Here is a 24773-nt window from a genome sequence, read left to right as displayed (position 1 = left end):
TCTTGAGGACGCTCCAATGAGCCGTGATGCTGTTAAAACCCTTTTCCATCCCTTTGCCGCAGAGATGCTCGACTTGCCGAAAGAGGGCGAGCGCGTTCTGTTTCTGGGAGCGGAAGCCGGCCCGCGGCTAGACGGTTTTAACGCTGACATCGTCTCGGTTCAGAATTTTCGACCGCTTTACCGGGCTCTTCAGGCGCAGAACGCAGAGGTCACGCCGGATATTTCCGGCGAGGACTACGATGCGGCGTTGCTGCTTTGCGGCAAACATCGCGGCGAGAACGAAAACCGCGTCGCTGAAGCGCTCTCGCGCGTCAAGGCGGGTGGGTTGATCGTGGCGGCGGGATCGAAGGAAGACGGCATTCTGACGCTGCGCAAGACGCTGGCAAAGCTTGGCATCGAGGCGGAATCGACGCCGAAGTACCACGGCGTCGCCCTCTGGTTCAAACGGCCGGAAGACGTTGCATCTGCCGTGTCGAAACTCGCGCAACATTCCGTTACGGTTGCTGGCCGTTTCACCGCCATGCCCGGCATGTTCTCTCATGACCGCGTGGACGATGGTTCGGAGCTGCTCGCGTCGCGCCTGCCGACCGACTTCGACGGCAACGCCGCCGATTTCGGCGCAGGCTGGGGTTATCTCTCGGTCATGCTGGCGGAAAAATCGCCGCGCACGGCGCGTATCGATCTTTTCGAAGCGGACTGGAACGCGCTCGAATTCGCCAAAACCAATCTTCTTGAAAACAATCCGCGACTGACGGCGCGCTTCTTCTGGCAGGACCTTGCAAACGAGCCGCCGAAAGAAAAATACGACCTCATCATCATGAACCCGCCTTTCCACGCGGCAGGACAGGCGGCAGAACCCGCTCTCGGTCAGGCCTTTATCAAGACGGCTGCCGGCGCGCTTCGCAACGGTGGAAAGCTGCTGATGGTCGCCAATCGCGGCATGCCCTATGAGCCGGTGCTGGCGGCGGAATTCCGCACCAGCGCCGAGGTATGCCGCAACGCGCGCTTCAAGATCCTGAGCGCCCAGAAGTAAGCAATTCGAGCATCATCAGCTCAACAGCCATGCCCACAGCGACACGGAGAGAACACCGGTCGCCGTGGAAATGCTGATGGTGGAGGCCGCAACGCTGTGGCCGATGCCGAAGCGGTTGGCGATCAGCCATGCATTCACCCCTGTCGGCACCGACGAGGTGAGCACGAGGGCAGCTGTCCATTCCCGGCTGAGACCGAGAGCATGGCCCATGGCCCACACGCAGGCGGGCAGAAGCAGCAGTTTGAAAACCGTCATGGTGACAGCAATCCCCAGATTACCGCGAATGGTGTATTTCGTCAGCGCCATGCCGAGCGAGATGAGCGCTGCCGGTCCCGCCATGGACGCGATCTGATCAACCACGGTCTTGAGGATGGGCGTGAGCGTCACGCCTGAAACATTGGTCGAAAGCCCGATGAAAAGTCCGATCACCAGCGGATTTGTGATGAGGTTGCGGCCGACCTGCCTGAAGACAGAAGCCATGCTGCGCTTTTCGCCGCCCACCGCCTTATGCGTGGCGTTCTCCATCAGGATGGTACCGGCAATCATCATGACCGGCAGATGGATGGCCAGCAGAATGGAGAGGGCGACCAGCCCCTCATCCCCGATGGACCGCCCGACGAGCGGCAGGCCGATGAAGATATTGTTGGCAAAGGCCGAGGATATGCCGGCTATGACGGCGATGCGACTATCCTGCTTGAAGATGTACCGCGTGACGATATGCCCAACCGTCCAGGTTACGGCCACGCCGGCGAAATAGGTCAGCCACAGCCGGAAGGGCGATGCGCCATGAAAATTCGCCTCCGCAAGAGTGCGGAAGATCAAAGTCGGCACGGCGATCTTGAATACAAAATCGCTGAGAATCTCACCGGCATCAGCCCTGAACAAGCCGGCCTTGACGGTGAGCCAGCCGATCAGGATAAGAATGAAAATCGGAGCGACGTTCGCGGCAACGGCAGACATGGAGGGAGAGCTTTCGCGGCTTTTGCGGGAGATACTCCGCTTTAGAGCCTTTTCCAAGGGAATGGAATCGCGAAAACGCTGCACCCGGATGTTTCATTCAATACGCGACGTAGCTCCGTCAGGTATTTTTGCAGAAAGCCCCTCAAAACCGGTCACTGGATCAAGTGGCGCTGCGGTCGGTCTTTCGAGTACCGTCTATAATGAAAACCCGCTTGCGGCACTCTAGAAAGGGGCGCACCAAAGGTGGACCAAAAGAAAAAGCGGGGTTTCCCCCGCCTTTTGTCATATCCGTTATACGCCGTCAGTACATCCGTGACGGAGATAACGGGTGAGCCAGAAGACCTCATGTCTTCTATTCTGGTCCGTATTCACGCACCGTTTGCTCTGATCGGAGTGATAGCTTAACCACATTACAGGCACATGACGCGTTTCTGTCTCTGGTGGAGAACCGCATATTTCCCCTTTGGGCTTTTCTTGCCGCCAGAATTGTTTAAGACCGTTCAAAAATGTGCACCCTGCAAACCGGATAGGGCCTATGACGAAATTCGACGTACTGACTGTCGGCAATGCCATCGTCGACATCATTTCCCGTTGTGATGATCGCTTCCTCAATGATAACGCCATCACCAAGGGCGCGATGAACCTCATCGACGCGGAGCGGGCCGAACTGCTTTATTCGCTGATGGGACCCGCTCTCGAGGCCTCCGGCGGAAGTGCGGGCAACACGGCGGCGGGCGTGGCGAATTTCGGTGGCAGGGCGGCTTATTTCGGCAAGGTGGCCGAAGATCAGCTCGGCGAAATCTTCCAGCACGATATCCGCGCGCAGGGCGTCTATTTCGAAACGAAGCCGGAAGGCACGTTTCCGCCGACTGCCCGCTCGATGATCTTCGTCACGGAAGACGGTGAGCGCTCGATGAACACCTATCTCGGCGCCTGCGTCGATCTCGGTCCGGAAGATGTAGAAGAAGACGTCGTGGCGAACACGAAGGTCACCTATTTCGAAGGTTACCTGTGGGATCCGCCGCGCGCCAAGGATGCCATTCGCGATTGCGCCCGCATTGCGCATGAGAACGGCCGTGAAGTCTCCATGACGCTTTCAGACAGTTTCTGCGTAGGCCGATACCGCGAAGAATTTCTCGACCTGATGCGTTCCGGCACCGTGGACATCGTTTTCGCCAACAAGCAGGAAGCTCTCTCGCTCTATGAAACCGACGATTTCGAGCTGGCGCTGACGAAAATCGCTGCCGATTGCAAGATCGCAGCGGTAACGATGAGCGAAGAAGGCGCCGTTATCCTGCGCGGCACGGAACGCGTGAAGGTAGAAGCCTATCCAGTGTATGACGTGGTCGACACAACAGGCGCCGGCGATCTTTTCGCCGCCGGCTTCCTGTTCGGTTACACGCAGGATCGGTCTCTGGAAGACTGCGGCAAACTCGGCTGCCTTGCTGCTGCCGCCGTCATTCAGCAGGTCGGGCCGCGTCCGATGTCATCGCTCAAGGCGCTGGGCGAGAAAAACGGCCTTATTTAAAGGCCTCGCCGGGATAAGCACCCCAGATTTCACCCTGCGACACCCAGCCTGAGGCCTGACCGGCCTCGGCGCGGCACCAGTCGCCGTTGCATTCACCGATCCTGAAGACGACGCCCGGCTCCAGCCGGGCGATGACGGAGGCGCCCGACTGTGCGTCGCGGCGCATGTTCACGTAGACATCCTTGCCCTTGCCGCGCATCCACGGCGCGGCGACGGCCGTGCGCTCGCCAGAGAGTAGCGCCTGGTTAACCCAGCCTTCCGTGCCATCGGCATCGCGGATGCGTCGCCAGTTCTCATATTCCTGAATGATTTCAACCGGCATTCCCGATTTCATATACATCCAGGAAACGGCATAATCCGTGCTGGGTCCGATGCGCATGTTGACGCGCTTGGATTTCAGGCTGACAAAACGCGGCAAAGGCAGGCCGCTTGCGCCTTTGGCAGCGCCTTGCGCCATGGCCTCGTTCGCCACACCAAAGAGGCCCAGAGACAATGCAATGCAAACCATAGAAACCACACTGCGCATGCCCATTTCCGTTTCCTGCCTTCTGCAAACCGGATTAAATTCGAGGAGGCTCGTTTCCACACGCCTCAAGCTTCGGCGAGTTTTATTTGTCTTCGCCGGTGGGTCTGGTAGAAACGCCCTGATTGAAAGAAATTATCGCTCTTTCTGGTTAATGACTTCTGAACAAGGCAGCGGCAAACGATGACCCACAAGAAGAGACCGACAGTCTATATCACCCGCAAATTGCCTGACGTCGTCGAAACCAGAATGCGGGAACTCTTCGATGCCGAACTGAATATCGACGATACGCAGCGCCGCGAGGAAGAGCTTGTGGCCGCCATGCAGCGGGTCGACGTTCTGGTGCCGACGGTCACGGACCGCATCACCGCCGCCATGATCGAGAAAGCAGGGCCGCAACTGAAGCTGATCGCAAGCTTCTCCAACGGCATAGACCATGTGGATGTGGACGCGGCCGCCCGAAAGGGCATCACAGTGACCAACACGCCCAACGTGCTGACCGAAGACAGCGCCGATATCACCATGGCGCTGGTGCTGGCCGTGCCGCGCCGCCTGATCGAAGGCACGCGCGTACTTGCCAATGGCGCCGACGAATGGCTGGGCTGGTCGCCGACCTGGATGCTGGGACGGCGCATTTCCGGCAAACGCATCGGCATTGTCGGCATGGGCCGCATCGGTACGGCAGTTGCGCGGCGCGCCAAGGCTTTCGGCCTCTCCATACACTATCACAACCGCAAACGCGTCAACCCGGCGACGGAAGCGGAGCTTGAGGCAACCTATTGGGACAGCCTCGACCAGATGCTGGCTCGGGTGGATATTGTTTCCGTCAATTGCCCCTCCACACCTGCGACCTATCACCTGATCTCGGCACGACGGCTCGCGCTGATGCAGCCGACAAGCTACATCGTCAACACGGCGCGCGGCGATATCATCGATGAGGCGGCAATGATCCAGTGCCTGCGCGACGGAAAGATCGCCGGAGCCGGTCTCGATGTCTACGAGAACGAGCCCGCAATCAATCCCAAGCTCATCAAGCTCGCGAGAGAAGGCAAGGTCGTGCTGCTTCCGCATATGGGCTCGGCAACGATCGAGGGACGCATCGAGATGGGTGACAAGGTCATCATCAACATCCGCACGCTTTTCGACGGACACCGACCGCCGAACCGGGTGCTGCCGGGGCGGAACTGAACCGGTTCAGACAGCCGTGTCTGCTCGTGACATGGGACGGAGAAGCAGGCCTCTAAGCGGATCACAGATTGAGCCGTCTCAGCCGAGGAATTTCGTCATTTCAATCGAGGTCGTACGGTCGTAACCCGGATGGGCGTTTTCAGCGGTTTTGATGAAACCCCAGGCGGCGAATTTCGCGTGGTTGCCGACAAGCTCGATGCGCGTTTCCAGCCGCAGTGCCGGTAACGCCAATTCGCGGGCCAATGCTTCGGCCCGTTCCAGAAGCATTTTGCCGATGCCTTTGCCCTGCGCTTTCAGGGAGACGCACAGCTTGCCGACGTAAAGGCAGGCCGGTGGTTCCTGCCGGCAAAACAGGCAGCCAACAATCTCATCACCATCCAGCGCCACGAAAGCGGTCTCCGCCCTCGCCTTTTCCGCGAGATTTTCGAGCGTCAAACGGTGAGCGGACGATGGTGGGTCGATGACGCCGTCCATATAGGCGAAGGACGACATGATAAGCGCAAGCAGCTCCTGCCAGCGCTCGAATTCTTCGCCAATCCTTGTGACCTCAGTCATGTTTTTTTCCAGCAGGGCGGCGCTTGTAACGCACGGTTTCGAAGCGGGCCGACAGGGCGTCATAGAGAAGCAGGCGGCCGACCAATGGCTCGCCAGCAGCGGTGATCACCTTGATGGCCTCCATGGCCATGATCGTGCCGATCACGCCGGTCAAAGCGCCGACGATGCCCGTTTCCGCGCAATTCGGAATAAGCCCCTGCGGCGGTGGCTCGGGAAACAGATCGCGATACCCCGGCAGCAGATTACCATCGGCACCCGCCTCATAGGGTTTCAGCACCGTTACCGAACCATCGAAACGGCCGACAGCGCCCGTTACCAGCGGCCTTTTCGCAGCTTCTGCGGCATCGGCAGCGGCATAACGTGTGTCGAAATTATCAGAACCGTCGATAAGGAGATCGAAGGATGGCAGATGGGTGTGCGCCCAGATCTGCGAAAAACGCTCCTCAAAAACAAGGGTACGCACATGCGGGTTGAGCCGGGCGATGGCTGCGCGGGCGCTTGCCGTTTTCAGCTCACCGATCGTGCCGGTATCGTGAATCACCTGCCGCTGGAGATTGGAAAGGGAGACCACGTCGTCATCGATCAGGCCAAGCGTGCCAACACCGGCTGCAGCAAGATAATGAAGGACAGGCGCGCCGAGGCCACCAGCCCCGATTACCAGCACCCGCGCGGCCTTCAGACGCTGCTGCCCGGAACCGCCGATTTCCGGCAAGAGAATATGGCGCTTGTAGCGTTCGATTTCGTCCGGGCTCAGCGGGTCCATGTCGCACTCCATTTTTTCGCTGTCATGCCGTGATGCCCCCGTGGGAAACATTGAAGAATTGCGCCCTGTTGCCAAGGGCGGAGAACATTGCCGCATCCGTTCCGGTCATGAAACTCTGACCACCGAGCGCGTGAATGAGATCGAACAGAGCCGCCCGCCTGCCCTCATCCAGATGCGCGGCAATTTCGTCGAGCAGCAGAACCGGCGCATGGCCGGTCAAGTTGGCGGTGAGCTGGGCATGCGCAAGCACCAATCCCACCAGCAGCGCCTTCTGTTCTCCGGTCGAGCAACGCTCTGCCTCCATGTTCTTTTCCGCATGGCGCACGAACAGATCGACACGGTGCGGTCCATCAAGCGTGCGGCCTGCCGCCGCGTCTCGATACCGGCCTTCGCGCAGCGTAAGCCTATACTCGTCTTCCAGATCGACAGCCGGCCGGTTGAGCGTGTCGTCCATGAAACCCGAGAGCGCCAGCGCTGCAGAGGGAAGGCAGCATTGCCGGAACGGCCTTCGATGAGGCTCTTCAAAAGACCCAACATTTCATAGCGCGCGAGCGCCATCGAAATGCCGAGTTCCGCCATCTGCTTCTCGATACCGTCCAGCCAGACCGGATCGAAACGGCCTTCCGAAAGCAGACGGTTGCGGCCGCGCATGGCCTTTTCGAAGTCGCTTGCCCGCCGCCCATGCGCGGGATCGAGCGAGAGCACCAACCGATCGAGAAAACGCCGGCGATCCGAGGATGAACCGGTAAAAAGCCCATCCATGGCAGGCGTCAGCCACAGCACCCGCAGATGATCCGTCAATTCATCGACAGACTTCACCGATGTCCCGTTCAGCCTCAGGCGGCGCGACACTACCTCGCCGTCACCCTCGATCCCGGTTCCGATGGCGACCTCGCCGTCCATGCCGTCGACATCCGCAAAAATCGAAAAACCGGCGGCCTCCGCCCCCACTCGCGTGACATCGGACAGGGTGGCGCGGCGCAGGCCCCTTCCGGGCGACAAAAACGAAACGGCCTCCAGGAGATTGGTCTTGCCGGAACCGTTGTCACCCGTCAGCACCACGTGGCGGTCATCCAGCGCGAGCGACGCCGCCGCATAGTTGCGGAAGTCCGTGAGTTTCAGCCGTAAAAGCGACACCTTATTCGTCATCTGTACGGCCTAAAACGAACATAGCTGGATAGCAAGGTGGGGAATGCGTCGTCCGCATTGAACATAATGCAACCACACCGCAATCCAGTCTCCAGTAGCAACTTTTTGAGCGGCCGGTTATTTATGCGTGGTCCCTCATTATCGGTAACCCCATCCATGCGCCTGATTTTTTCGCTCCTCCTCGCTCTCAGCCTTCTTTCATCCTGCGCGGGCAGGCCGGGGGCGGATGTGTTGCAGGCCATAAACACCAAGACCACCGATACGAAAATCGTGACAGCCTATGTGGCGAGCACGCGGGAGAAAAACAACGAGGCCAAAAAGGGCTTTAGCGCTGGGCGGGCGGCTGAGCTGAATTATGCGCGCTTCGACATTTCCATTCCTCCCAGCCATAAAAGCGGAAATATCGAATGGTCCAAAGGTAAGCCGAACCCGAGCAAGGATTTTGTCGTCACCAAAGCCGATATGCTGACGAAAACGCGTTTCAATTCCGATCTTGGCGACGTCACCCGCTCCGGCAAGCAGATTGCGCTTTTTGTGCATGGCTATAATTACAGCTATCAGGAAGCCTTGTTCCGTGCGGCACAAATGGCAGCCGATGCCAATATGGATGGTGTGCCGCTGGTCTTTTCCTGGCCGTCCCAGGCGAGCGTCACCGGTTACGTGGCCGACAAGGAATCAGCGACCTATTCGCGAGACGCGCTGGCCACGGTGCTGACCGACCTTACCAGGCAAACACCGAAAAAAAGCATTGTCGTGTTCGGTCACAGCATGGGCGGCTGGCTGGTCATGGAAGCGCTGCGACAATTGCGCTTCGAAGGCAGGAACGATGTGCTCTCCAAACTACAGGTAGTGCTGGCCGCGCCGGATATCGACGCCGATGTTTTCCGCAAGCAGATCGAGGTGGTGGGAAGGCTCAATCCGCCGCTCACCATTCTCGTCTCCAAGGACGACCGCGCCCTGAAGGCTTCCTCCATCCTGGGGGCCGACGTCACCCGCATAGGCGCGCTGGATGTGACCGATCCTCAAGTGCAGGAAGCCGCCCTGAAAGAGGGCGTTCAGTTCGTTGACATCTCCAAGCTCAAGGCATCGGATCCGCTCAACCACGACCGCTATGCGGCACTCGCGTCGCTGGTGCCACAACTGGAGGCGAGCCGGAACGGCAACGGCGAAAACGGCATAGGCCGCGCGGGTGCCTTTGTGTTCGATGCTATCGGGGCAACGGTATCCAGCCCCTTCCGGCTTGCGAGCCAGGTCGTGAACCCGCAATAACTTTTGCGGGTTCTTGGCGACAACCGGTTCAGAAATCCCAGCCTTCGTCTTCTGTGGCGACCGCCTTGCCGATGACATAAGAAGAGCCGGAGCCGGAGAAGAAGTCGTGGTTCTCGTCGGCATTGGGAGACAGCGCCGAGAGGATCGCAGGATTGACCCGGCAAGCCTCGGGCGGAAACAGCGCCTCGTAACCCAGATTCATCAAGGCCTTGTTGGCGTTGTAATGCAGGAACTGCTTGACGTCCTCCGTCAGGCCAACGCCGTCATAGAGGTCTTGGGTATATTTGGCCTCGTTGTCGTAAAGCTCGAGCAAAAGATCGAAGGCGAAATCCTTGATCTCCTGTTTTTCCGCTTCGCCCAGACGTTCGAGCGCGCGCTGGAACTTGTAGCCGATGTAATAGCCATGCACGGCCTCATCGCGAATGATGAGACGGATCAAATCGGCCGTGTTGGTAAGCTTGGCGCGACTTGACCAGAACATTGGCAGGTAGAAGCCGGAATAGAACAGGAAGCTCTCCAGAAACACGCTGGCGACCTTCATTTTCAACGGATTTCCGCTATCATATTCGCGCATGATGAGCGCGGATTTGCGTTGCAGGAATTCGTTCTCCTCCGACCAGCGATAGGCGTCATCGACGTCAGGCGTGGAGCAGAGCGTCGAGAAGATCGAGGAATAGGAGCGGGCGTGGACCGCCTCCATGAAGGAGATGTTGGAAAGCACCGCCTCCTCGTGCGGCGTCGCCGAATCCGCCATCAGGCGCACGGAACCGACGCCGTTCTGGATCGTGTCCAGCAATGTCAGCCCGGTGAAGACGCGGATCGTCAGGGTCTGCTCTTCCGGCTTCAGCGTTCCCCAGGACGGGATATCGTTGGAGAGCGGCACCTTTTCCGGTAGCCAGAAATTCGATGTCAGGCGATTCCAGACTTCGAGATCCTTGTCATCCTCGATGCGGTTCCAGTTGACCGCGCGAATACGGGACGCGGGTTTTACGGCAATATTCATTGTCTTGTCCCTCAATTCAGAGCGTGCAGGATACGCAGCCCTGAACCTGCGTGCCTTGCAGCGCCATCTGGCGCAAACGGATGTAGTAGATGGTCTTGATGCCTTTTTTCCAGGCGTAGATCTGCGCCCGGTTGATATCGCGCGTCGTTGCCGTATCGCGGAAGAACAGCGTCAGCGACAGACCCTGATCGACATGCTGGGTGGCCGCCGCATAGGTATCTATGATCTTTTCCGGACCGATTTCGTAGGCATCCTGATAATATTCGAGATTGTCGTTCGAAAGGTAGGAAGCCGGATAATAAACACGGCCGATCTTGCCTTCCTTGCGAATTTCAATCTTCGAGACGATGGGATGGATCGAGGAGGTCGAGTGGTTGATATAGGAGATCGAGCCTGTGGGCGGCACGGCCTGAAGGTTCTGGTTATAGAGGCCGGTCTCCATGACGGCCTGCTTCAACGCTTTCCAGTCCTCCTGTGTCGGAATGGAAATGCCAGCTTTCTCAAAAAGGTCGCGGACCTTTTCCGTCGCGGGCAGCCATTCCCGGTCGGTATATTTATCGAAGTAGTCGCCCGAGGCATATTTGGAGTTTTCAAAGCCCTTGAAGCTCTGGCCCCTGTCAGTGGCGAGGCGATTGCTGGCGCGGATGGCGTGATAGGTCACCGTGTAGAAATAGATATTGGTGAAATCGATGCCCTCTTCGGAGCCGTAGAAGATGCGCTCGCGCGCCAGATAGCCATGCAGGTTCATCTGACCAAGCCCGATGGCGTGGCTCGCATCATTGCCCTTTTCCACGGAAGGGACAGACGAGATGTGGCTCATGTCAGAAACGGCCGTCAGCGCCCGGATGGAGGTTTCGATCGTCTTGCCGAAATCAGCCGAATCCATTGCTGAAGCAATGTTGAGCGAGCCGAGATTGCAGGAAATATCCTTGCCCATATGGCTGTAAGAGAGATCGTCGTTGAACTCGCTCGCCTCGCTGACCTGTAGGATTTCCGAGCAAAGATTGCTCATGCTGATACGGCCGGCGATCGGATTGGCGCGGTTCACCGTATCCTCGAACATGATATAGGGATAACCGCTTTCGAACTGGATTTCTGCGATGACTTGGAAGAACTCGCGTGCCTTTATCTTCTTCTTGCGGATGCGGCTGTCGGCGACCATTTCCTGATATTTTTCGCTGACGGAAATCTCGGTAAACGGCACGCCATAGACCCGCTCAACATCATACGGCGAGAACAGGTACATATCCTCGTTGTTTCTCGCGAGTTCGAAGGTGATATCAGGGATCACCACGCCGAGCGAAAGGGTTTTGATGCGGATTTTTTCGTCGGCGTTTTCGCGCTTGGTATCGAGGAAACGCATGATGTCCGGGTGGTGGGCATGCAGATAGACCGCGCCAGCGCCCTGGCGCGCGCCAAGCTGGTTGGCGTAGGAGAACGAATCTTCCAGCAGCTTCATGACAGGAATGACGCCAGAGGACTGGTTTTCGATCTGTTTGATCGGCGCGCCGGCTTCGCGAATATTGGTCAGGGACAGTGCTACGCCACCGCCACGCTTGGAAAGCTGCAATGCTGAATTGATGGACCGGCCGATGCTTTCCATATTGTCTTCCACACGCAGCAGAAAACACGAAACCAGCTCACCGCGGCTTTTCTTGCCAGCGTTGAGAAAGGTCGGGGTTGCCGGCTGGAAGCGGCCGGAAATGATTTCATCCATCAGATCGCGGGCAAGCTGCTCGTCGCCACGCGCCAGAGCCAACGCCACCATGCAGACGCGGTCCTCATAACGCTCCAGGTAACGCTTTCCGTCGAAGGTCTTCAGCGTATAGGACGTATAATATTTGAAGGCGCCGAGAAATGTCGGAAAACGGAACTTTCTGGCATAGGCCTCGTCGTAGAGGTCACGGACGAAATTGAAGGAATACTGGTCCAGCACCTCCTGCTCGTAATATCCCTCGGTAACGAGATAATCGAGCTTTTCCCTGAGATTATGGAAAAACACCGTGTTCTGATTGACGTGCTGAAGGAAATATTGCCGTGCCGCAAGGCGGTCCTTGTCGAGCTGGATCTTCCCGTTTTCATCGTAGAGGTTCAGCATCGCGTTCAGCGCGTGATAGTCCAGTCCCGCGTCCAGGTGTTTCTGCGCAGCGGTTACTTGTTGTTTGGCATCCGTGTTGCGCACCGCGCTCGAGGTCAGCGTGTCCAAAATCGTTCCAATCCATGATTGACGTTGGCGACATCTTCCTCCGTGCCGAGAAGCTCGAAGCGGTAGAGAAACGGCACCGCGCATTTACGCGACACGATATCTCCGGCGGATGCGAAAGCTGCGCCAAAATTCGTATTTCCCGCCGCTATGACGCCGCGAATGAGATTTCGGTTTGAGGGCTCGTTCAAAAACCGGATAACCGGTTTCGGTACAGCTCCTTTCATGCCGCCACCCCCATAGGTGGGGGTGACGAGAACATAGGGCTCCGACACGTGAGGAACGTCTTCCTCGGCGCCGAGCGGCAGGCGAAGCAATCGTCGCCCCAGTTTCTGAAGGAAGCGATGAGTGTTCTCAGACCGGCTGGAATAATAGACGATCAGCCCCATCGCATCGCCTCCTCAGCTGATCGAGCCAATCATGTCCGGACGGAAACCCGCCCAATGGCGTTCGCCGGCAACGACCACGGGAACCTGCATGTAACCAAGGCCGCGAACGTGATCGAGGGCATCCGCATCTTCGGAGATATCGACGATCTCGTAGCTGACACCGATGCGGTCAAGCGCACGATAGGTGGCAGTGCACTGGACGCAGGCGGGCTTGCTGTAAACGGTGACGGTCATAGTTTCCTCTTTCGAAGCCGCTTTTACGCACGGCTCAACATTGCCCGCCTGCAATCACAAGCGGGTGGCGATGGTTCTGTCATTCTGGCGAGGCGCGCGGGTCAGGCCGCGTAAGATCGCTGTCTACGCCGACGAGCGTAGAAACTTATAAAAATGCACTGGCATGACTTCACCCCGAAGCTTGTTCTGGAGGCGGCAGAAAAGGGCGCACGCAATTCATTTGCGTCATACACCTTCCTTCCGGACACCCCGCCCGTGGACGTTTTCGCTCAAGGCAGGTCTCCTGACTTGCGGGTCAAAACATCCATTCCCACCTTCCCGGAGCACTTAGCGCCAGTGGCTCAAATCGGAACGATGCTCACCGCTTACAGTTGCGGGGGCAGTTTCGGCATTGCTTCACCATAATGGTGTTGCGCACCGAATTCCCGTCTTAGCTCCCGACGCTTGCGAATCGAAAGAACCTTGAACACCACATATAGTATATGAGGAATTTTTTTCGTCAATAATTAGACATGCGAAAGCCCCACCCTGTGGATCAAAAAGATTCAACACATGGTCAACAAAGGCTTAACGGTGAATGCTCGATGCCGCCTACGGACGGAAGCGGCGGGTTATTCCCAGATATCGATGCGAATATCGGCGGGGCGGGAGTTCTCAATCACCCGCTTTCCGTTGGGAAGATCATTTTCGAACAGTTTGGCGTGAATCTCGGTCGCATCGAGACCATAGCCCTGCCATCTATCCCGCAGGCGTTCCTCGAGCACCGCAACGGATGGGCCTACGAAGACGGTAAGATCGAAGCTGCCGGAAAGCTTCGTCCACGGCGCCTCGCTCAACAGCAGATAGTTGCCTTCGGCAAGGATGAAGCGTGTTTCTGGCGCGATGGCGCGAGCGGAGGCAATGGCTATTTCGCGGGAGCGGTCAAAAACCGGGACAAGAACTTCTTGCCCGCCCTGACGAACTGCGGAGACGATATCAAGAAAGCCGCGCACGTCGAAGGTCTCCGGTGCGCCTTTTCGCGGCAAGAGCCCCCGTTCTTCGAGAATACCGTTATCCATATGGAAGCCGTCCATGGGCAGGACAGCCGCAGCCTCGCCGCGCGCCACGAGGGCACCGCACAGGGCATCCGCCAGCGTGGATTTGCCGGCCCCAGGGGGACCGGCAATGGCAATGATAAAACGAGATTTATCCTCTGCCCGCCGAAGAACATCTTCGACGATCGTTTCAAGCTTCAACGTCATGCGGCCAGCGTTTCCTTTGGCGCTTCCTTGGCGCCCGTCATGAAGGCGACGGCGTCGGACATGGTATAGTCCTTCGGATTGATGACGCATAAACGCTTGCCCAGCCGATGAATATGAATCCGGTCAGCAACCTCGAAAACATGCGGCATGTTGTGCGAGATGAGAACGATCGGTAGCCCTCGCGCGCGCACATCCAGAATAAGCTCGAGAACGCGGCGGCTTTCCTTGACGCCGAGCGCCGCCGTCGGTTCGTCAAGGATGACGACCTTGGAGCCGAAGGCGGCTGCACGCGCCACCGCAACACCCTGGCGCTGGCCGCCGGAGAGGGTTTCCACCGCCTGATTGATGTTCTGGATCGTCATCAGGCCGAGTTCAGAGAGTTTCTCACGGGCAAACTTTTCCATCGCCGGACGGTCCAGTGCCCTGAACAGGCTTCCCTGAATACCGGGTTTGCGGATTTCACGGCCGAGAAACATATTGTCGGCTATGGACAATGCGGGAGACAGCGCAAGGTTCTGATAAACGGTTTCGATACCAGCCTTGCGCGCCTCGATCGGCGAGCGGAACTGTACCGGCTTGCCTTCAAGCTTGATCTCCCCTTCATCGGGTGTCACCGCACCGGAAATCGCCTTGATGAGAGAGGATTTTCCAGCACCGTTATCACCGATGACGGCGAGGATTTCGCCCGGATAAAGGTCAAAATCGGCATTGTCGAGCGCAGTCACACGACCGTAGCGTTTAACGAGATTGCGTGCTGTGAGGATAGGTTCTTTTGCCATCAGCCTGCTACCTTTCTGATCCACTGGTCGATTGCGACAGCCAAGATGATAAGGACGCCGATCAACAGATAGGTCCATTGTGGGTCTGTTCCGATAAGTCGCAAGCCGAGAGAGAAGACACCGACGATCAGCGCGCCGAAGATCATGCCCATGATAGAGCCGCGTCCGCCAAACAGCGATATGCCGCCGATGACCACTGCGGTGATGGATTCGATGTTGGCGAACTGACCGGCGGTCGGCGATACCGAGCCGATGCGGCCGATGAGAGCCCAGCCCGCGAAGGCGCAGATAAGCCCGGAAAGTGTGTAGACAGTCGTCAGCATGCGCTTGACGTTAACGCCGGCAAGTTCGGCTGCGTCGGGATCATCACCCACTGCATAGAGATGTCGACCCCAGGCGGTGCGGTTCAGCACATACCAGAGCAGGGCAACCAGCAGAACCATCGCAATGACGCCATAGGTGAAGACGGCGCTGCCGATGCGGACATTGTTGCCGAAAAACTGGAGAATGGGCGCCTGTTGGACGATATCCTGTGAGCGGATCGTTTCGTTGGCCGAATAGAGGAAATTGGTGGCCAACACGATCTGCCACATGCCCAGTGTAACGATGAAGGGCGGCAGCCGCATGCGCGAAACCAGCACGCCATTGATAAAGCCACAAAATGCGCCGACTGCGAGACCGCAGATAATCGAGAGTTCGGCAGGCAAACCATAGCGGAACGTAAACTGTCCCATGACGACGGAGGACAGAACCATGATCGCACCGACCGAAAGATCGATACCCGCAGTCAGAATGACCAGCGACTGTGCCGCGCCGACGATGCCGACGATTGCCACCTGCTGAAGGATAAGGGTCAGCGAAAAGGCCGAGAAAAACTTGCCGCCCAGGGTCATGCCGAAGACAGCCAGCGACAACACCAGAACGATCAGCGGTACGGCCGCCGGGCTGGAATGCAGAAAGTGCTGGAATTTTTCAAGCAAACTCTTGTTTTGCGTATCGAAAGCAGCGACCTGGGTCGAACTTCCCGACAGCACTTTTTCAAATTCATTATGCGGTTGAGCCCGCACTGGCTGATCGCTCATGGATTTTCCTCCCGATCGCTCCATCGCATCAGCCCCGAACCCGGGATTATTTTCCGGAGGGGACAATGCGTAGATTCAAACTGTTGAGAAGCGTGCCTCAGTTACGTCCACGGACGCCGGGCGCGCTCGTTTGTTCCTGTCCGATCACCCAGATCGTTCTTTTAAACCATTCCGGTTCAAGGGCGGGGGCAAATTGCCCCCCGCCGATTTCAACGGTGTAGTATCAGCCCCAGCACTTCTTCAGGCCTTCCTTGGTGTCGATCGAATCGAGACCCTTGACCGGCTTGTCGGTTACCAGCGTTACGCCGGTGTCGAAGAAGTTCTTGCCTGCCGTCGGCTTCGGCTTTTCACCGGTGTCGGCAAACTTCTTGACGGCTTCCACGCCGAGTGCCGCCATCAGCAGCGGGTATTGCTGAGACGTCGCGCCGATCACGCCTTCCGCAACGTTCTTGACACCAGGGCAACCGCCATCGACGGAAACGATCAGAACATCCTTTTCGCGTCCGACGGCTTTCAGCGCTTCGTAAGCACCGGCAGCTGCAGGTTCGTTGATGGTGTGAACGACGTTGATGGTCGGATCCTTCTGCAGCAGATTTTCCATCGCAGAGCGGCCGCCTTCTTCGTTACCGTTGGTAACATCATGACCAACGATACGCTTGTCGTCTTCATCACCAATCTTGTTGATGTCCTTCACGTCGATGCCGAAGCCCTTCATGAAGCCCTGGTTGCGCAAAACATCAACGGTTGGCTGGGAAGGCGTAAGGTTGAGGAAGGCGATTTTCGCGTCCTTGGCCTTGTCGCCGAGGGTGCCGGCAGCCCATTTGCCGATCAGCTCGCCGGCCAGAAGATTGTCGGTAGCGAAAGTGGAGTCAGCGGCATCAACGGGTTCGAGAGGTGTATCGAGGGCGATGACCAGAAGACCGGCATCGCGCGCCTTCTGCACGGCCGGAACGATGCCCTTGGTGTCCGATGCGGTAATCAGGATACCCTTGGAGCCATCGGCAATGCATGTCTCGATCGCGGCCACCTGGCTTTCGGAATCGCCATCGATCTTGCCGGCATAGGACTTCAGCGTCACGCCAAGTTCTTTAGCCTTGGCGGTAGCGCCTTCCTTCATCTTGACGAAAAAGGGATTGGTGTCGGTTTTGGTAATAAGACAAACCGAAGTATCGGCGGCGGACGCGACGGACGCGAAAGAAACGCCGAGCGCAAGCGCGCCCAGAAGAGCGGAAACAGTCGTCTTCATTGTAATCCTCCCATTGAATGTTTGAGTACCGTGACGGTTACCCGACGATCTCGTCTCCTCCGAGAACAGCGACCGTTGACACAGATGGAACCACCAAAGGAAACGGCTGTCAATAAATAAATCCGATTGAATTATTAATTCCGTATGGCATTCTAACAAGCGGCAGGGAGGAATATCGCCGCGTCGTTTAACGTTGCGATAGCAAGATTGCCATAAAGCCTGCATGTATCGGTCGCGGCGGATATGGCGGGCGGGAGGATGAAACTATGAGACAATCTGTCGAGACGGCGCCGCCCGCGCCGTCCACCAACATGGATATGAGCGGCGGCGCCAACCAGATTGGGGTGCGTGCTTATAACGAGCGGCTTGTGCTGTCGCTGGTTCGCCGCCACGGCGGCTTGTCGAAAGCCGAAATATCCAGGCTTTGCGGTCTCTCGGCGCAGACTGTCTCGGTCATCATGCGCTCGCTCGAAAGTGACGGTCTTCTTATTCGTGGCGAAAGACTGCGCGGCAAAGTCGGGCAGCCTTCGACGCCGATGCGCCTCAATCCCGATGCCGTCTTCTCGTTTGGCGTAAAAATCGGCCGTCGCAGCGTCGATCTGGTGCTGATGGATTTCGTCGGCCGGATCAAGCTGAAGCTCCGCAGAACTTACCCCTATCCTATGCCGGAATGGATTTTGCCATTCGTCATCGAGGGTATCACGGAACTCGAATCCAAGCTCTCTCCGGCCGAACGGCAAAAAATTGCCGGTGTCGGCATTGCCGCGCCGTTCGAATTGTGGAACTGGGCGCAGGAGGTGGGCGCGCCGCAGAATGAGATGGAGCGCTGGCGCGACGTCGATATCCGTTCCGAAATTGCGGATGGCGTCAGCTATCCGGTTTTCCTGCAGAACGATGCGACCAGTGCCTGCGGTGCAGAACTGGTTTTTGGTGCAGGCCAGAACTACCCCGATTTTCTCTATATCTTCATCGGATCCTTCATCGGTGGCGGTGTCGTTTTAAACTCCGCACTGTTTTCCGGAAAGACGGGCACCGCCGGTGCAATCGGCCCCTTGCCGGTCCAGGGGCAGGACGGCAACACGGTCCAGCTTCTGAAAATCGCCTCCATCTTCGTTCTGGAAAACATGTTGCGCGAACGCGGCATCGATCCACGTCCCCTGTGGTTCTCGCCGGATGAATGGATCGATTTCGGAGAGCCGCTGGAAAACTGGATTGGAAAAACGGCCGCGGCCCTTGCGCAAGCCGTCATCGCTGCAGCCTCCATCATCGATTTTTCCAGCGTCATCATCGACGGCGGTTTTCCGGATTGGGTCAGAGCAAGAATAGTCTCCGCCACCCGTCTTGCCCTCAAACATCACGATCTTCAGGGTGTTACGCTGCCGGAAATCATTGAGGGAGCAGTCGGCAGCCAGGCCCGGGCTATCGGGGGAGCGAGCCTGCCCCTGTTTTCCCGTTATCTCATCGACCAGAATGTTCTGTTCAAGGACACGACAGGTTGAGGTTTCAGGCCCTGCCGAAATTTCCTGGCGGGACTCTTTGCCGGATTCAAATGGTCACTCGCTGGCGGCATGTTCCATGATAGCCGCCAGAAAAGCAGGGCCGTATCGTTCCAGCTTTGTGTCTCCCACTCCGGGTATCCGCGCCATTTCTCCCACAGAAGCCGGTCTTGCTGCCGCAAGCTCAATGAGCGTCTTGTCGTGAAAAATCACATAGGGCGGAACGTTCTGTGCGCGGGCAATTTCCATGCGCTTCGCACGCAGCGCCTCAAAGAGGCTGCGATCGGCCTCCGGTAAAACAGTGGCGGCGGGCTTGCGAGTCGCCTGTTGTCGCGCCGAACGGGGAGCGGACGGTATCCTCAACATCAGGGACGGCTTTTCGCGCAGGAACCGCCTCCCTTCTTCGGAAATGGACAATCCCCCGTGACCGGCCAGATCAACCTCGATCAGGCGCAGCGCAACCATCTGGCGCAGGATGGCCCGCCAGGTGCGATTGTCGTGCTCTTTGCCGATGCCGTAGGTCGTGATCCGATCGTGACCAAAGCTCGATATCCGTTCATCTTCCATGCCCAGCAATACGCGGATGACATAGGCCTGGCCGAAACGTTCTCCCGTGCGGTAAATGCAGGACAGCAACTTTTGCGCGGCAATGGCACCATCAAACAGGTCCGGCGGTTCCGCACAGGTGTCGCAATTGCCGCAGGGCTCGCAATGGTCGCCGAAATAAGACAAAAGCACCCGCCGACGGCAACCGGCGGTTTCCGCGAGGCCAAGCAACGCATCGAGCTTCCGGCGCTCCATGTTTTTGCGCTGGTCGCCCGCATCCGACTCTTCGATAAAGCGGTTGCGCAATGCGATGTCTTCATAACCGTAAAGCATAAGCACGTCGGACGGCAGACCATCACGGCCGGCACGGCCGGTTTCCTGATAATAGGCTTCGATGCTGCTGGGCAGATCGATATGCACGACGAAGCGCACATCCGGTTTGTCGATGCCCATACCGAAAGCCACGGTTGCAACCATGATGACCGCTTCACCATGCTGGAAGTGGGTCTGGTTCGCCTCGCGGGCGGCCTTGTCCATGCCGGCGTGATAGGGCAGCGCATCACGCCCCTCCTCGCGCAGCCAGGCTGCCGTCTCATCGACCTTGCGTTTGGAAAGGCAATAGACGATGCCGCTTTCGTCCTCGCGACCCGTCAGGAAGCGCTTCAGCTGTGTACGTGGATTATCCTTTTCCATGATCGCATAGCGGATATTTGGCCGATCGAATCCGGCTATGAAGGCGTCGCTTCCGTTGATCCCGAGATGACCCAGAATTTCGGCGCGGGTTGGCTCGTCCGCAGTCGCCGTCAGCGCCATGCGTGGCGTATCCGGAAAGCGCTCGATCAACGTGTCTAGCTGGCGGTACGGGGGACGGAAATCGTGCCCCCACTGCGATAGACAATGGGCTTCGTCGATCGCGATCAGCGACAGGCTGATAGGTTGAAGCGCATTCAGAACATCCGGCTTAAGAAGGGTCTCCGGCGCAGCATAGAGAATATCGACCTTGCCAGCCCGCATATCCTGCCAGAGTGCCCGCCGCTCTTCTGGGGAAAGATCGGAGTTGAGAGCTTCTGCGCGCACACCTGCCTGACGCAAGGCGGCGACCTGATCGACCATCAGCGCGATCAGGGGCGAAACAACCAGCCCCATTCCCTGACGGGCGAGCGCCGGAATCTGGTAACAAAGCGACTTCCCGCCCCCTGTTGGCATCAATACAAATGCATTGTTGCCTGCCATCACATGCCGGATGATTTCGGCCTGCTGTCCACGAAACGTATCGTAGCCATAGACGGTCTTGAGAATCTGCAAGGGATCGGCGGTCACGTTGGCTTTCTTATGAGCTGGACGGTTTACGCATCATGGTCAAATCAGGGGCTATCGCAACGCAGAAAGGCTGAATGAGTCGCAGAAAAAAGAGCGCCAATTGTGAACGATGCGAACTTATATAGGTTTGGATGTTATTTGAGGTATTTCGCAAAAGGAAAACCCCGCAGCTTAAGCTACGGGGTTTTTGTGAAGATGGTTGCGGGGGCAGGATTTGAACCTGCGGCCTTCAGGTTATGAGCCTGACGAGCTACCGGGCTGCTCCACCCCGCGTTACCAGCGTAAATCCCTATGGGATTTATCGCGACCAGCGTAAATCCCTATGGGATTTATCGCGACTGCATCACAGGGAGGCTGTGATGTATATTGCCGGAGCAAATTGCCGAAGGCGATTTGTCTCCTTTAAGGGACGCACGAGGCGTTTTCCTTATGTTTTCATGTTACGCAATGCAAAAAGGCCGCTTTGAGCGGCCCTTTGTATCGGCTGGGCCGAAGAGTTTGCTTGAGAAGATATTTGTTGCGTTTTGCAGACCTGGCAGCGACCTACTCTCCCGCGTCTTGAGACGGAGTACCATTGGCGCTGGGGCGTTTCACGGCCGTGTTCGGAATGGGAACGGGTGCAGCCGCCCCGCGATAACCACCAGGTCGGCAAAACGCAACACAGTTCATGTTTTCACATGAGTGTTGTTTCGAGAAGCTGGGAAGCTTGCGCTTCATTTAATTTAACACGTCTTTCTGCGACCTTCCCGTATGTTTGCCATACAGACCAGAGGTCGTCGCGCCCTGTGGCGCGGCCCGTCCGGAGCGCTATGCGCGTCAGGACAGAACAGATGATGCTCATCTTTGATGAGCATGAACAATGGGAACGAAGAAGTCGATCGAGCTATTAGTAACGGTAAGCTTCACATGTTGCCATGCTTCCACACCCGTCCTATCAACGTGGTCGTCTTCCACGGCTCTGATAGGGAACACTCGTTTTCAGGTTGGTTTCCCGCTTAGATGCCTTCAGCGGTTATCCATTCCGTATATAGCTACTCTGCTATGCCCTTGGCAGGACAACAGATCCACCAGAGATACGTCCATCCCGGTCCTCTCGTACTAGGGACAGATCCTGTCAATATTCCTACACCCACGGCAGATAGGGACCGAACTGTCTCACGACGTTCTGAACCCAACTCACGTACCGCTTTAAATGGCGAACAGCCATACCCTTGGGACCTGCTCCAGCCCCAGGATGCGATGAGTCGACATCGAGGTGCCAAACAACCCCGTCGATATGGACTCTTGGGGGTCATCAGCCTGTTATCCCCGGCGTACCTTTTATCCGTTGAGCGATGGCCCTTCCACACGGGACCACCGGATCACTATGACCGACTTTCGTCTCTGCTCGACTTGTCAGTCTCGCAGTCAGGCGGGCTTATGCCATTGCACTCGACGACCGATTTCCGACCGGTCTGAGCCCACCATCGCGCGCCTCCGTTACTCTTTCGGAGGCGACCGCCCCAGCCAAACTACCCACCATACACTGTCCCGGATCCGGATAACGGACCGCGGTTAGACATCCACGAAGATAAGGGTGGTATTTCAAGGATGGCTCCACAAGAACTGGCGTCCCTGCTTCAAAGCCTACCACCTATCCTACACATGCCTTGGCGAATGCCAGTGTAAAGCTATAGTAAAGGTGCACGGGGTCTTTCCGTCTGACCGCAGGAACCCCGCATCTTCACGGGGAATTCAATTTCACTGAGTCTATGTTGGAGACAGCGGGGAAGTCGTTACGCCATTCGTGCAGGTCGGAACTTACCCGACAAGGAATTTCGCTACCTTAGGACCGTTATAGTTACGGCCGCCGTTTACTGGGGCTTCAGTTCAGAGCTTGCACCCCTCCCTTTAACCTTCCAGCACCGGGCAGGCGTCAGACCCTATACGTCGTATTGCTACTTCGCAGAGCCCTGTGTTTTTGATAAACAGTCGCTACCCCCTGGTCTGTGCCACCCCATCATACTTGCGTAAAATGGGGTCACGCTTCTTCCGAAGTTACGCGTGCAATTTGCCGAGTTCCTTCAACATAGTTCTCTCAAGCGCCTTGGTATACTCTACCTGACCACCTGTGTCGGTTTCGGGTACGGTCTATACGGTGGAGCTATTTCCTGGAACCTCTTCGCCGCACATTCAATCCAGTAAGAATGTACAACACACGAGATCCGTCACTACCACCAGGCCCACGAATATTAACGTGGTTCCCATCGACTACGCGTGTCCGCCTCGTCTTAGGGGCCGGCTAACCCTGCTCAGATTAACTTTAAGCAGGAACCCTTGGTCTTTCGGCGAGGGAGTCTCTCACTCCCTTTATCGTTACTCATGTCAACATTCGCACTTCCGATATCTCCAGCAGCCCTCACGGGTCCGCCTTCACAGACTTACGGAACGCTCCGCTACCACGCAACAGTCACTACAACTGTCACATCCTCAGCTTCGGTGCATGGCTTTAGCCCCGTTACATTTTCGGCGCAAAGACCCTTATTTAGACCAGTGAGCTGTTACGCTTTCTTTAAATGATGGCTGCTTCTAAGCCAACATCCTGGTTGTTTTGGGATCCTCACATCCTTTCCCACTTAGCCATGACTTGGGGACCTTAGCTGGAGGTCAGGGTTGTTGCCCTTTTCACGACGGACGTTAGCACCCGCCGTGTGTCTGCCGACTAGTACTCCTCGGTATTCGGAGTTTGGTTAGGATCAGTAAGACGGTGAGTCCCCATAGCCCATCCAGTGCTCTACCCCCGAGGGTATTCGGTCGACGCTCTACCTAAATAGATTTCGCGGAGAACCAGCTATTTCCGAGTTTGATTGGCCTTTCACCCCTAGCCACAAGTCATCCCAATCTATTGCAACAGATACGGGTTCGGCCCTCCAGTTGGTGTTACCCAACCTTCAGCCTGCTCATGGCTAGATCACTCGGTTTCGGGTCTAATGCAACTAACTCAATCGCCCTATTCAGACTCGCTTTCGCTGCGCCTACACCTACCGGCTTAAGCTTGCTAGTTACACTAAGTCGTTGACCCATTATACAAAAGGTACGCCGTCACCCTTGCGGGCTCCGACTGTTTGTAGGCATCCGGTTTCAGGTTCTATTTCACTCCCCTCGTCGGGGTGCTTTTCACCTTTCCCTCACGGTACTTGTTCGCTATCGGTCATGCACGAGTACTTAGGCTTGGAGAGTGGTCTCCCCATGTTCAGACAGGATTTCACGTGCCCCGCCCTACTCAAGGACAATGACTGTTCTACGCGTAAGGGGCTATCACCCTCTATGGCCGACTTTTCCAAATCGTTCCGCTTTATTCATCATTGCCACTGGCCTGGTCCGCGTTCGCTCGCCACTACTTACGGAGTCTCGGTTGATGTCCTTTCCTGCAGGTACTTAGATGTTTCAGTTCCCTGCGTTCGCTTCTTACCCCTATGTATTCGAAAGTAAGATACCTTATCACAATGCTTGGAAACCCAGGCCGTTCATAAAACAGACTGGATTTTCCAAGCATTTAAGGTGGGTTGCCCCATTCGGAGATCCATGGATCAAAGCTTATTCGCAGCTCCCCACGGCTTTTCGCAGCGTATCACGTCCTTCTTCGCCTGTGCATGCCAAGGCATCCACCAAATGCCCTTAATTCACTTCTTCGTTCTCATTGTCTATGCTCATCATCTGTTGGATTTGGCAGAACCTTTCCTTCTCGCTTACGCTCAAAGGGGTGCCAAATCGGGCCATCCGGGCAAAACTCAATCTGCCGCGAAAGCCATTCCATCTCTAACGATAAAGAGAGGAACAACGGTTACGGTTACCTTTTACAACCGCAACACTAACGATGACATCGACGTGTTCGATACAATCCTCTTTGAAGGCACGCCGGTGCACTTCGAGGTCGTATCATTAAGACCAGCTTCTCGAGATATCATCCGGTGATGCGCGGTCAGGCAACATCAATCCAGCATTCCCATCAGAGGAGCAAAAGCTCCAACAACAAAAATGCCTCGGACAAGCGATCCTTCCTACCTCCAACCCCTCCACCAATTCCGGCCGACTAAGCCATCACATGGTTTCACAAGGATTGGTCTCGGACGTTTCAGGCATAAACCCAAAACACCTGGACGCTTCCAGACATATCTTCTCTTCACAATGTATTCAGAACAGGCATCTTCCTTAGCAGAAGATGCAAACTTTTATTTCTTCAAAAGGATATTCAACTTACCGATCAATCCACCCACACAGGCCGGT

The 24773-nt window shown here is 56.8% G+C and carries 18 protein-coding genes, 1 tRNA gene, 2 rRNA genes, 1 pseudogene and 1 riboswitch; of the genes and pseudogenes, 5 read left to right on the top strand and 17 right to left on the bottom strand.

Translation table 11 applies throughout. From position 1 onward, the window contains the following. Positions 1-16: 16 nt before the first annotated feature. Positions 17-1033, top strand: a complete 1017-nt coding sequence (locus RBH71_RS13130) for a class I SAM-dependent methyltransferase (protein ID WP_003514275.1) — start codon at positions 17-19, stop codon at positions 1031-1033. A gap of 15 nt (positions 1034-1048) precedes the next feature. Here RBH71_RS13130 and RBH71_RS13125 read toward each other — a convergent pair whose 3' ends face one another. Continuing rightward, positions 1049-1993, bottom strand: a complete 945-nt coding sequence (locus tag RBH71_RS13125) for an AEC family transporter (RefSeq protein ID WP_013635221.1) — start codon at positions 1991-1993, stop codon at positions 1049-1051. A gap of 535 nt (positions 1994-2528) precedes the next feature. Here RBH71_RS13125 and RBH71_RS13120 point away from each other — a divergent pair. Further along, positions 2529-3521 carry an adenosine kinase gene (locus RBH71_RS13120; protein ID WP_003514270.1) on the top strand — a complete coding sequence of 331 codons (993 nt, stop codon included), beginning with the start codon at positions 2529-2531 and terminating at the stop codon, positions 3519-3521. Here RBH71_RS13120 and RBH71_RS13115 read toward each other — a convergent pair. Beyond that, positions 3514-4047: an SH3 domain-containing protein gene (locus tag RBH71_RS13115; protein ID WP_003514268.1), complete on the bottom strand. Its 534-nt coding sequence runs from the start codon at positions 4045-4047 to the stop codon at positions 3514-3516. The genes RBH71_RS13120 and RBH71_RS13115 overlap by 8 nt on opposite strands. Positions 4048-4227: 180 nt before the next feature. Between RBH71_RS13115 and RBH71_RS13110 the strand changes: the two genes are divergently transcribed. Continuing rightward, positions 4228-5232, top strand: coding sequence for a 2-hydroxyacid dehydrogenase (locus tag RBH71_RS13110; RefSeq protein ID WP_003514267.1), 1005 nt, complete (start codon positions 4228-4230; stop codon positions 5230-5232). Positions 5233-5310: 78 nt separating this feature from the next. Here the strand turns inward: RBH71_RS13110 and RBH71_RS13105 are convergent, their stop codons facing one another. The 3 genes and pseudogenes from RBH71_RS13105 to recF all read right to left on the bottom strand — a co-directional run bounded on the left by RBH71_RS13105 (position 5311) and on the right by recF (position 7699). Further along, entirely contained in the window at positions 5311-5787 is a 477-nt protein-coding gene (locus RBH71_RS13105) for a GNAT family N-acetyltransferase (RefSeq protein WP_003514266.1), read from the bottom strand. Beyond that, a complete protein-coding gene (locus RBH71_RS13100) occupies positions 5780-6550 on the bottom strand; it encodes a molybdopterin-synthase adenylyltransferase MoeB (protein ID WP_003514265.1) in 771 nt (256 codons plus the stop codon). Before RBH71_RS13100 ends, RBH71_RS13105 begins: the two co-directional genes overlap by 8 nt. A gap of 22 nt (positions 6551-6572) precedes the next feature. Further along, a pseudogene (recF, locus tag RBH71_RS13095) lies at positions 6573-7699 on the bottom strand (DNA replication/repair protein RecF). A gap of 156 nt (positions 7700-7855) precedes the next feature. Between recF and RBH71_RS13090 the strand changes: the two are divergent. Further along, entirely contained in the window at positions 7856-8968 is a 1113-nt protein-coding gene (locus tag RBH71_RS13090; protein ID WP_003514263.1) for an alpha/beta hydrolase, read from the top strand. Between the two features lie 28 nt (positions 8969-8996). Here RBH71_RS13090 and nrdF read toward each other — a convergent pair whose 3' ends face one another. The 8 genes from nrdF to RBH71_RS13050 all read right to left on the bottom strand — a co-directional run bounded on the left by nrdF (position 8997) and on the right by RBH71_RS13050 (position 17145). Then, positions 8997-9971, bottom strand: a complete 975-nt coding sequence (gene nrdF / locus RBH71_RS13085; protein WP_323687395.1) for a class 1b ribonucleoside-diphosphate reductase subunit beta — start codon at positions 9969-9971, stop codon at positions 8997-8999. 16 nt (positions 9972-9987) lie between these two features. Continuing rightward, positions 9988-12177, bottom strand: a complete 2190-nt coding sequence (gene nrdE / locus RBH71_RS13080; RefSeq protein WP_080580932.1) for a class 1b ribonucleoside-diphosphate reductase subunit alpha — start codon at positions 12175-12177, stop codon at positions 9988-9990. Continuing rightward, entirely contained in the window at positions 12165-12563 is a 399-nt protein-coding gene (gene nrdI / locus RBH71_RS13075; RefSeq protein ID WP_003514252.1) for a class Ib ribonucleoside-diphosphate reductase assembly flavoprotein NrdI, read from the bottom strand. Before nrdI ends, nrdE begins: the two co-directional genes overlap by 13 nt. A 12-nt stretch (positions 12564-12575) precedes the next feature. Continuing rightward, positions 12576-12797: a glutaredoxin-like protein NrdH gene (gene nrdH / locus RBH71_RS13070; protein WP_003514250.1), complete on the bottom strand. Its 222-nt coding sequence runs from the start codon at positions 12795-12797 to the stop codon at positions 12576-12578. 255 nt (positions 12798-13052) lie between these two features. Next, positions 13053-13277: riboswitch (cobalamin riboswitch) on the bottom strand. A gap of 131 nt (positions 13278-13408) precedes the next feature. Then, complete coding sequence (locus RBH71_RS13065; protein ID WP_003514247.1) at positions 13409-14038, bottom strand: nucleoside triphosphate hydrolase; 630 nt, start codon at positions 14036-14038, stop codon at positions 13409-13411. After that, positions 14035-14817: an ATP-binding cassette domain-containing protein gene (locus RBH71_RS13060; protein ID WP_003514244.1), complete on the bottom strand. Its 783-nt coding sequence runs from the start codon at positions 14815-14817 to the stop codon at positions 14035-14037. The genes RBH71_RS13065 and RBH71_RS13060 overlap by 4 nt, the downstream gene beginning before the upstream one ends. After that, positions 14817-15899 (bottom strand): ABC transporter permease, encoded by a 1083-nt coding sequence (locus RBH71_RS13055; RefSeq protein WP_003514243.1) that lies wholly within the window; start codon positions 15897-15899, stop codon positions 14817-14819. The genes RBH71_RS13060 and RBH71_RS13055 overlap by 1 nt, the downstream gene beginning before the upstream one ends. A 223-nt stretch (positions 15900-16122) precedes the next feature. After that, positions 16123-17145 carry a sugar ABC transporter substrate-binding protein gene (locus RBH71_RS13050; protein ID WP_003514241.1) on the bottom strand — a complete coding sequence of 341 codons (1023 nt, stop codon included), beginning with the start codon at positions 17143-17145 and terminating at the stop codon, positions 16123-16125. A 266-nt stretch (positions 17146-17411) separates the two neighbouring features. Here RBH71_RS13050 and RBH71_RS13045 point away from each other — a divergent pair, with 266 nt between their 5' ends. Next, positions 17412-18644 carry an ROK family transcriptional regulator gene (locus RBH71_RS13045; RefSeq protein ID WP_003514239.1) on the top strand — a complete coding sequence of 411 codons (1233 nt, stop codon included), beginning with the start codon at positions 17412-17414 and terminating at the stop codon, positions 18642-18644. Between the two features lie 54 nt (positions 18645-18698). Here RBH71_RS13045 and recQ read toward each other — a convergent pair whose 3' ends face one another. The 4 genes from recQ to RBH71_RS13025 form a co-directional block, all read right to left on the bottom strand. Beyond that, the gene (recQ, locus tag RBH71_RS13040; protein ID WP_003514238.1) at positions 18699-20507 is read right to left on the bottom strand and encodes a DNA helicase RecQ; all 1809 of its coding nucleotides are present in this window, start codon (positions 20505-20507) and stop codon (positions 18699-18701) included. 196 nt (positions 20508-20703) lie between these two features. Further along, positions 20704-20780 (bottom strand) — tRNA-Met (locus RBH71_RS13035). A gap of 257 nt (positions 20781-21037) precedes the next feature. Continuing rightward, positions 21038-21152 (bottom strand): 5S ribosomal RNA (gene rrf, locus RBH71_RS13030). 220 nt (positions 21153-21372) lie between these two features. Next, positions 21373-24179: ribosomal RNA gene (locus tag RBH71_RS13025) — 23S ribosomal RNA — on the bottom strand. Between the last annotated feature and the right edge of the window lie 594 nt (positions 24180-24773).

Origin of the sequence: Rhizobium sp. AN68, from assembly GCF_030758035.1 — a bacterium.
Classification (GTDB): Bacteria; Pseudomonadota; Alphaproteobacteria; order Rhizobiales; family Rhizobiaceae; genus Agrobacterium; species Agrobacterium tumefaciens.
The sequence above is the reverse complement of the archived record's forward strand: the minus strand, read 5'-3'. Positions and strand labels throughout refer to the sequence as shown.

Bases quoted from the DNA above. Each gene is read 5' to 3' on its own strand.
- RBH71_RS13060 (WP_003514244.1), bottom strand. From the start codon at position 14,817: ATGGCAAAAGAACCTATCCTCACAGCACGCAATCTCGTTAAACGCTAC.
- RBH71_RS13110 (WP_003514267.1), top strand. From the start codon at position 4,228: ATGACCCACAAGAAGAGACCGACAGTCTATATCACCCGCAAATTGCCT.
- RBH71_RS13045 (WP_003514239.1), top strand. From the start codon at position 17,412: ATGAGACAATCTGTCGAGACGGCGCCGCCCGCGCCGTCCACCAACATG.
- RBH71_RS13120 (WP_003514270.1), top strand. From the start codon at position 2,529: ATGACGAAATTCGACGTACTGACTGTCGGCAATGCCATCGTCGACATC.
- nrdI (WP_003514252.1), bottom strand. From the start codon at position 12,563: ATGGGGCTGATCGTCTATTATTCCAGCCGGTCTGAGAACACTCATCGC.
- nrdH (WP_003514250.1), bottom strand. From the start codon at position 12,797: ATGACCGTCACCGTTTACAGCAAGCCCGCCTGCGTCCAGTGCACTGCC.
- RBH71_RS13065 (WP_003514247.1), bottom strand. From the start codon at position 14,038: ATGACGTTGAAGCTTGAAACGATCGTCGAAGATGTTCTTCGGCGGGCA.
- RBH71_RS13130 (WP_003514275.1), top strand. From the start codon at position 17: ATGAGCCGTGATGCTGTTAAAACCCTTTTCCATCCCTTTGCCGCAGAG.
- nrdF (WP_323687395.1), bottom strand. From the start codon at position 9,971: ATGAATATTGCCGTAAAACCCGCGTCCCGTATTCGCGCGGTCAACTGG.
- RBH71_RS13105 (WP_003514266.1), bottom strand. From the start codon at position 5,787: ATGACTGAGGTCACAAGGATTGGCGAAGAATTCGAGCGCTGGCAGGAG.
- RBH71_RS13050 (WP_003514241.1), bottom strand. From the start codon at position 17,145: ATGAAGACGACTGTTTCCGCTCTTCTGGGCGCGCTTGCGCTCGGCGTT.
- RBH71_RS13090 (WP_003514263.1), top strand. From the start codon at position 7,856: ATGCGCCTGATTTTTTCGCTCCTCCTCGCTCTCAGCCTTCTTTCATCC.
- RBH71_RS13100 (WP_003514265.1), bottom strand. From the start codon at position 6,550: ATGGACCCGCTGAGCCCGGACGAAATCGAACGCTACAAGCGCCATATT.
- RBH71_RS13055 (WP_003514243.1), bottom strand. From the start codon at position 15,899: ATGAGCGATCAGCCAGTGCGGGCTCAACCGCATAATGAATTTGAAAAA.
- RBH71_RS13125 (WP_013635221.1), bottom strand. From the start codon at position 1,993: ATGTCTGCCGTTGCCGCGAACGTCGCTCCGATTTTCATTCTTATCCTG.
- RBH71_RS13115 (WP_003514268.1), bottom strand. From the start codon at position 4,047: ATGCGCAGTGTGGTTTCTATGGTTTGCATTGCATTGTCTCTGGGCCTC.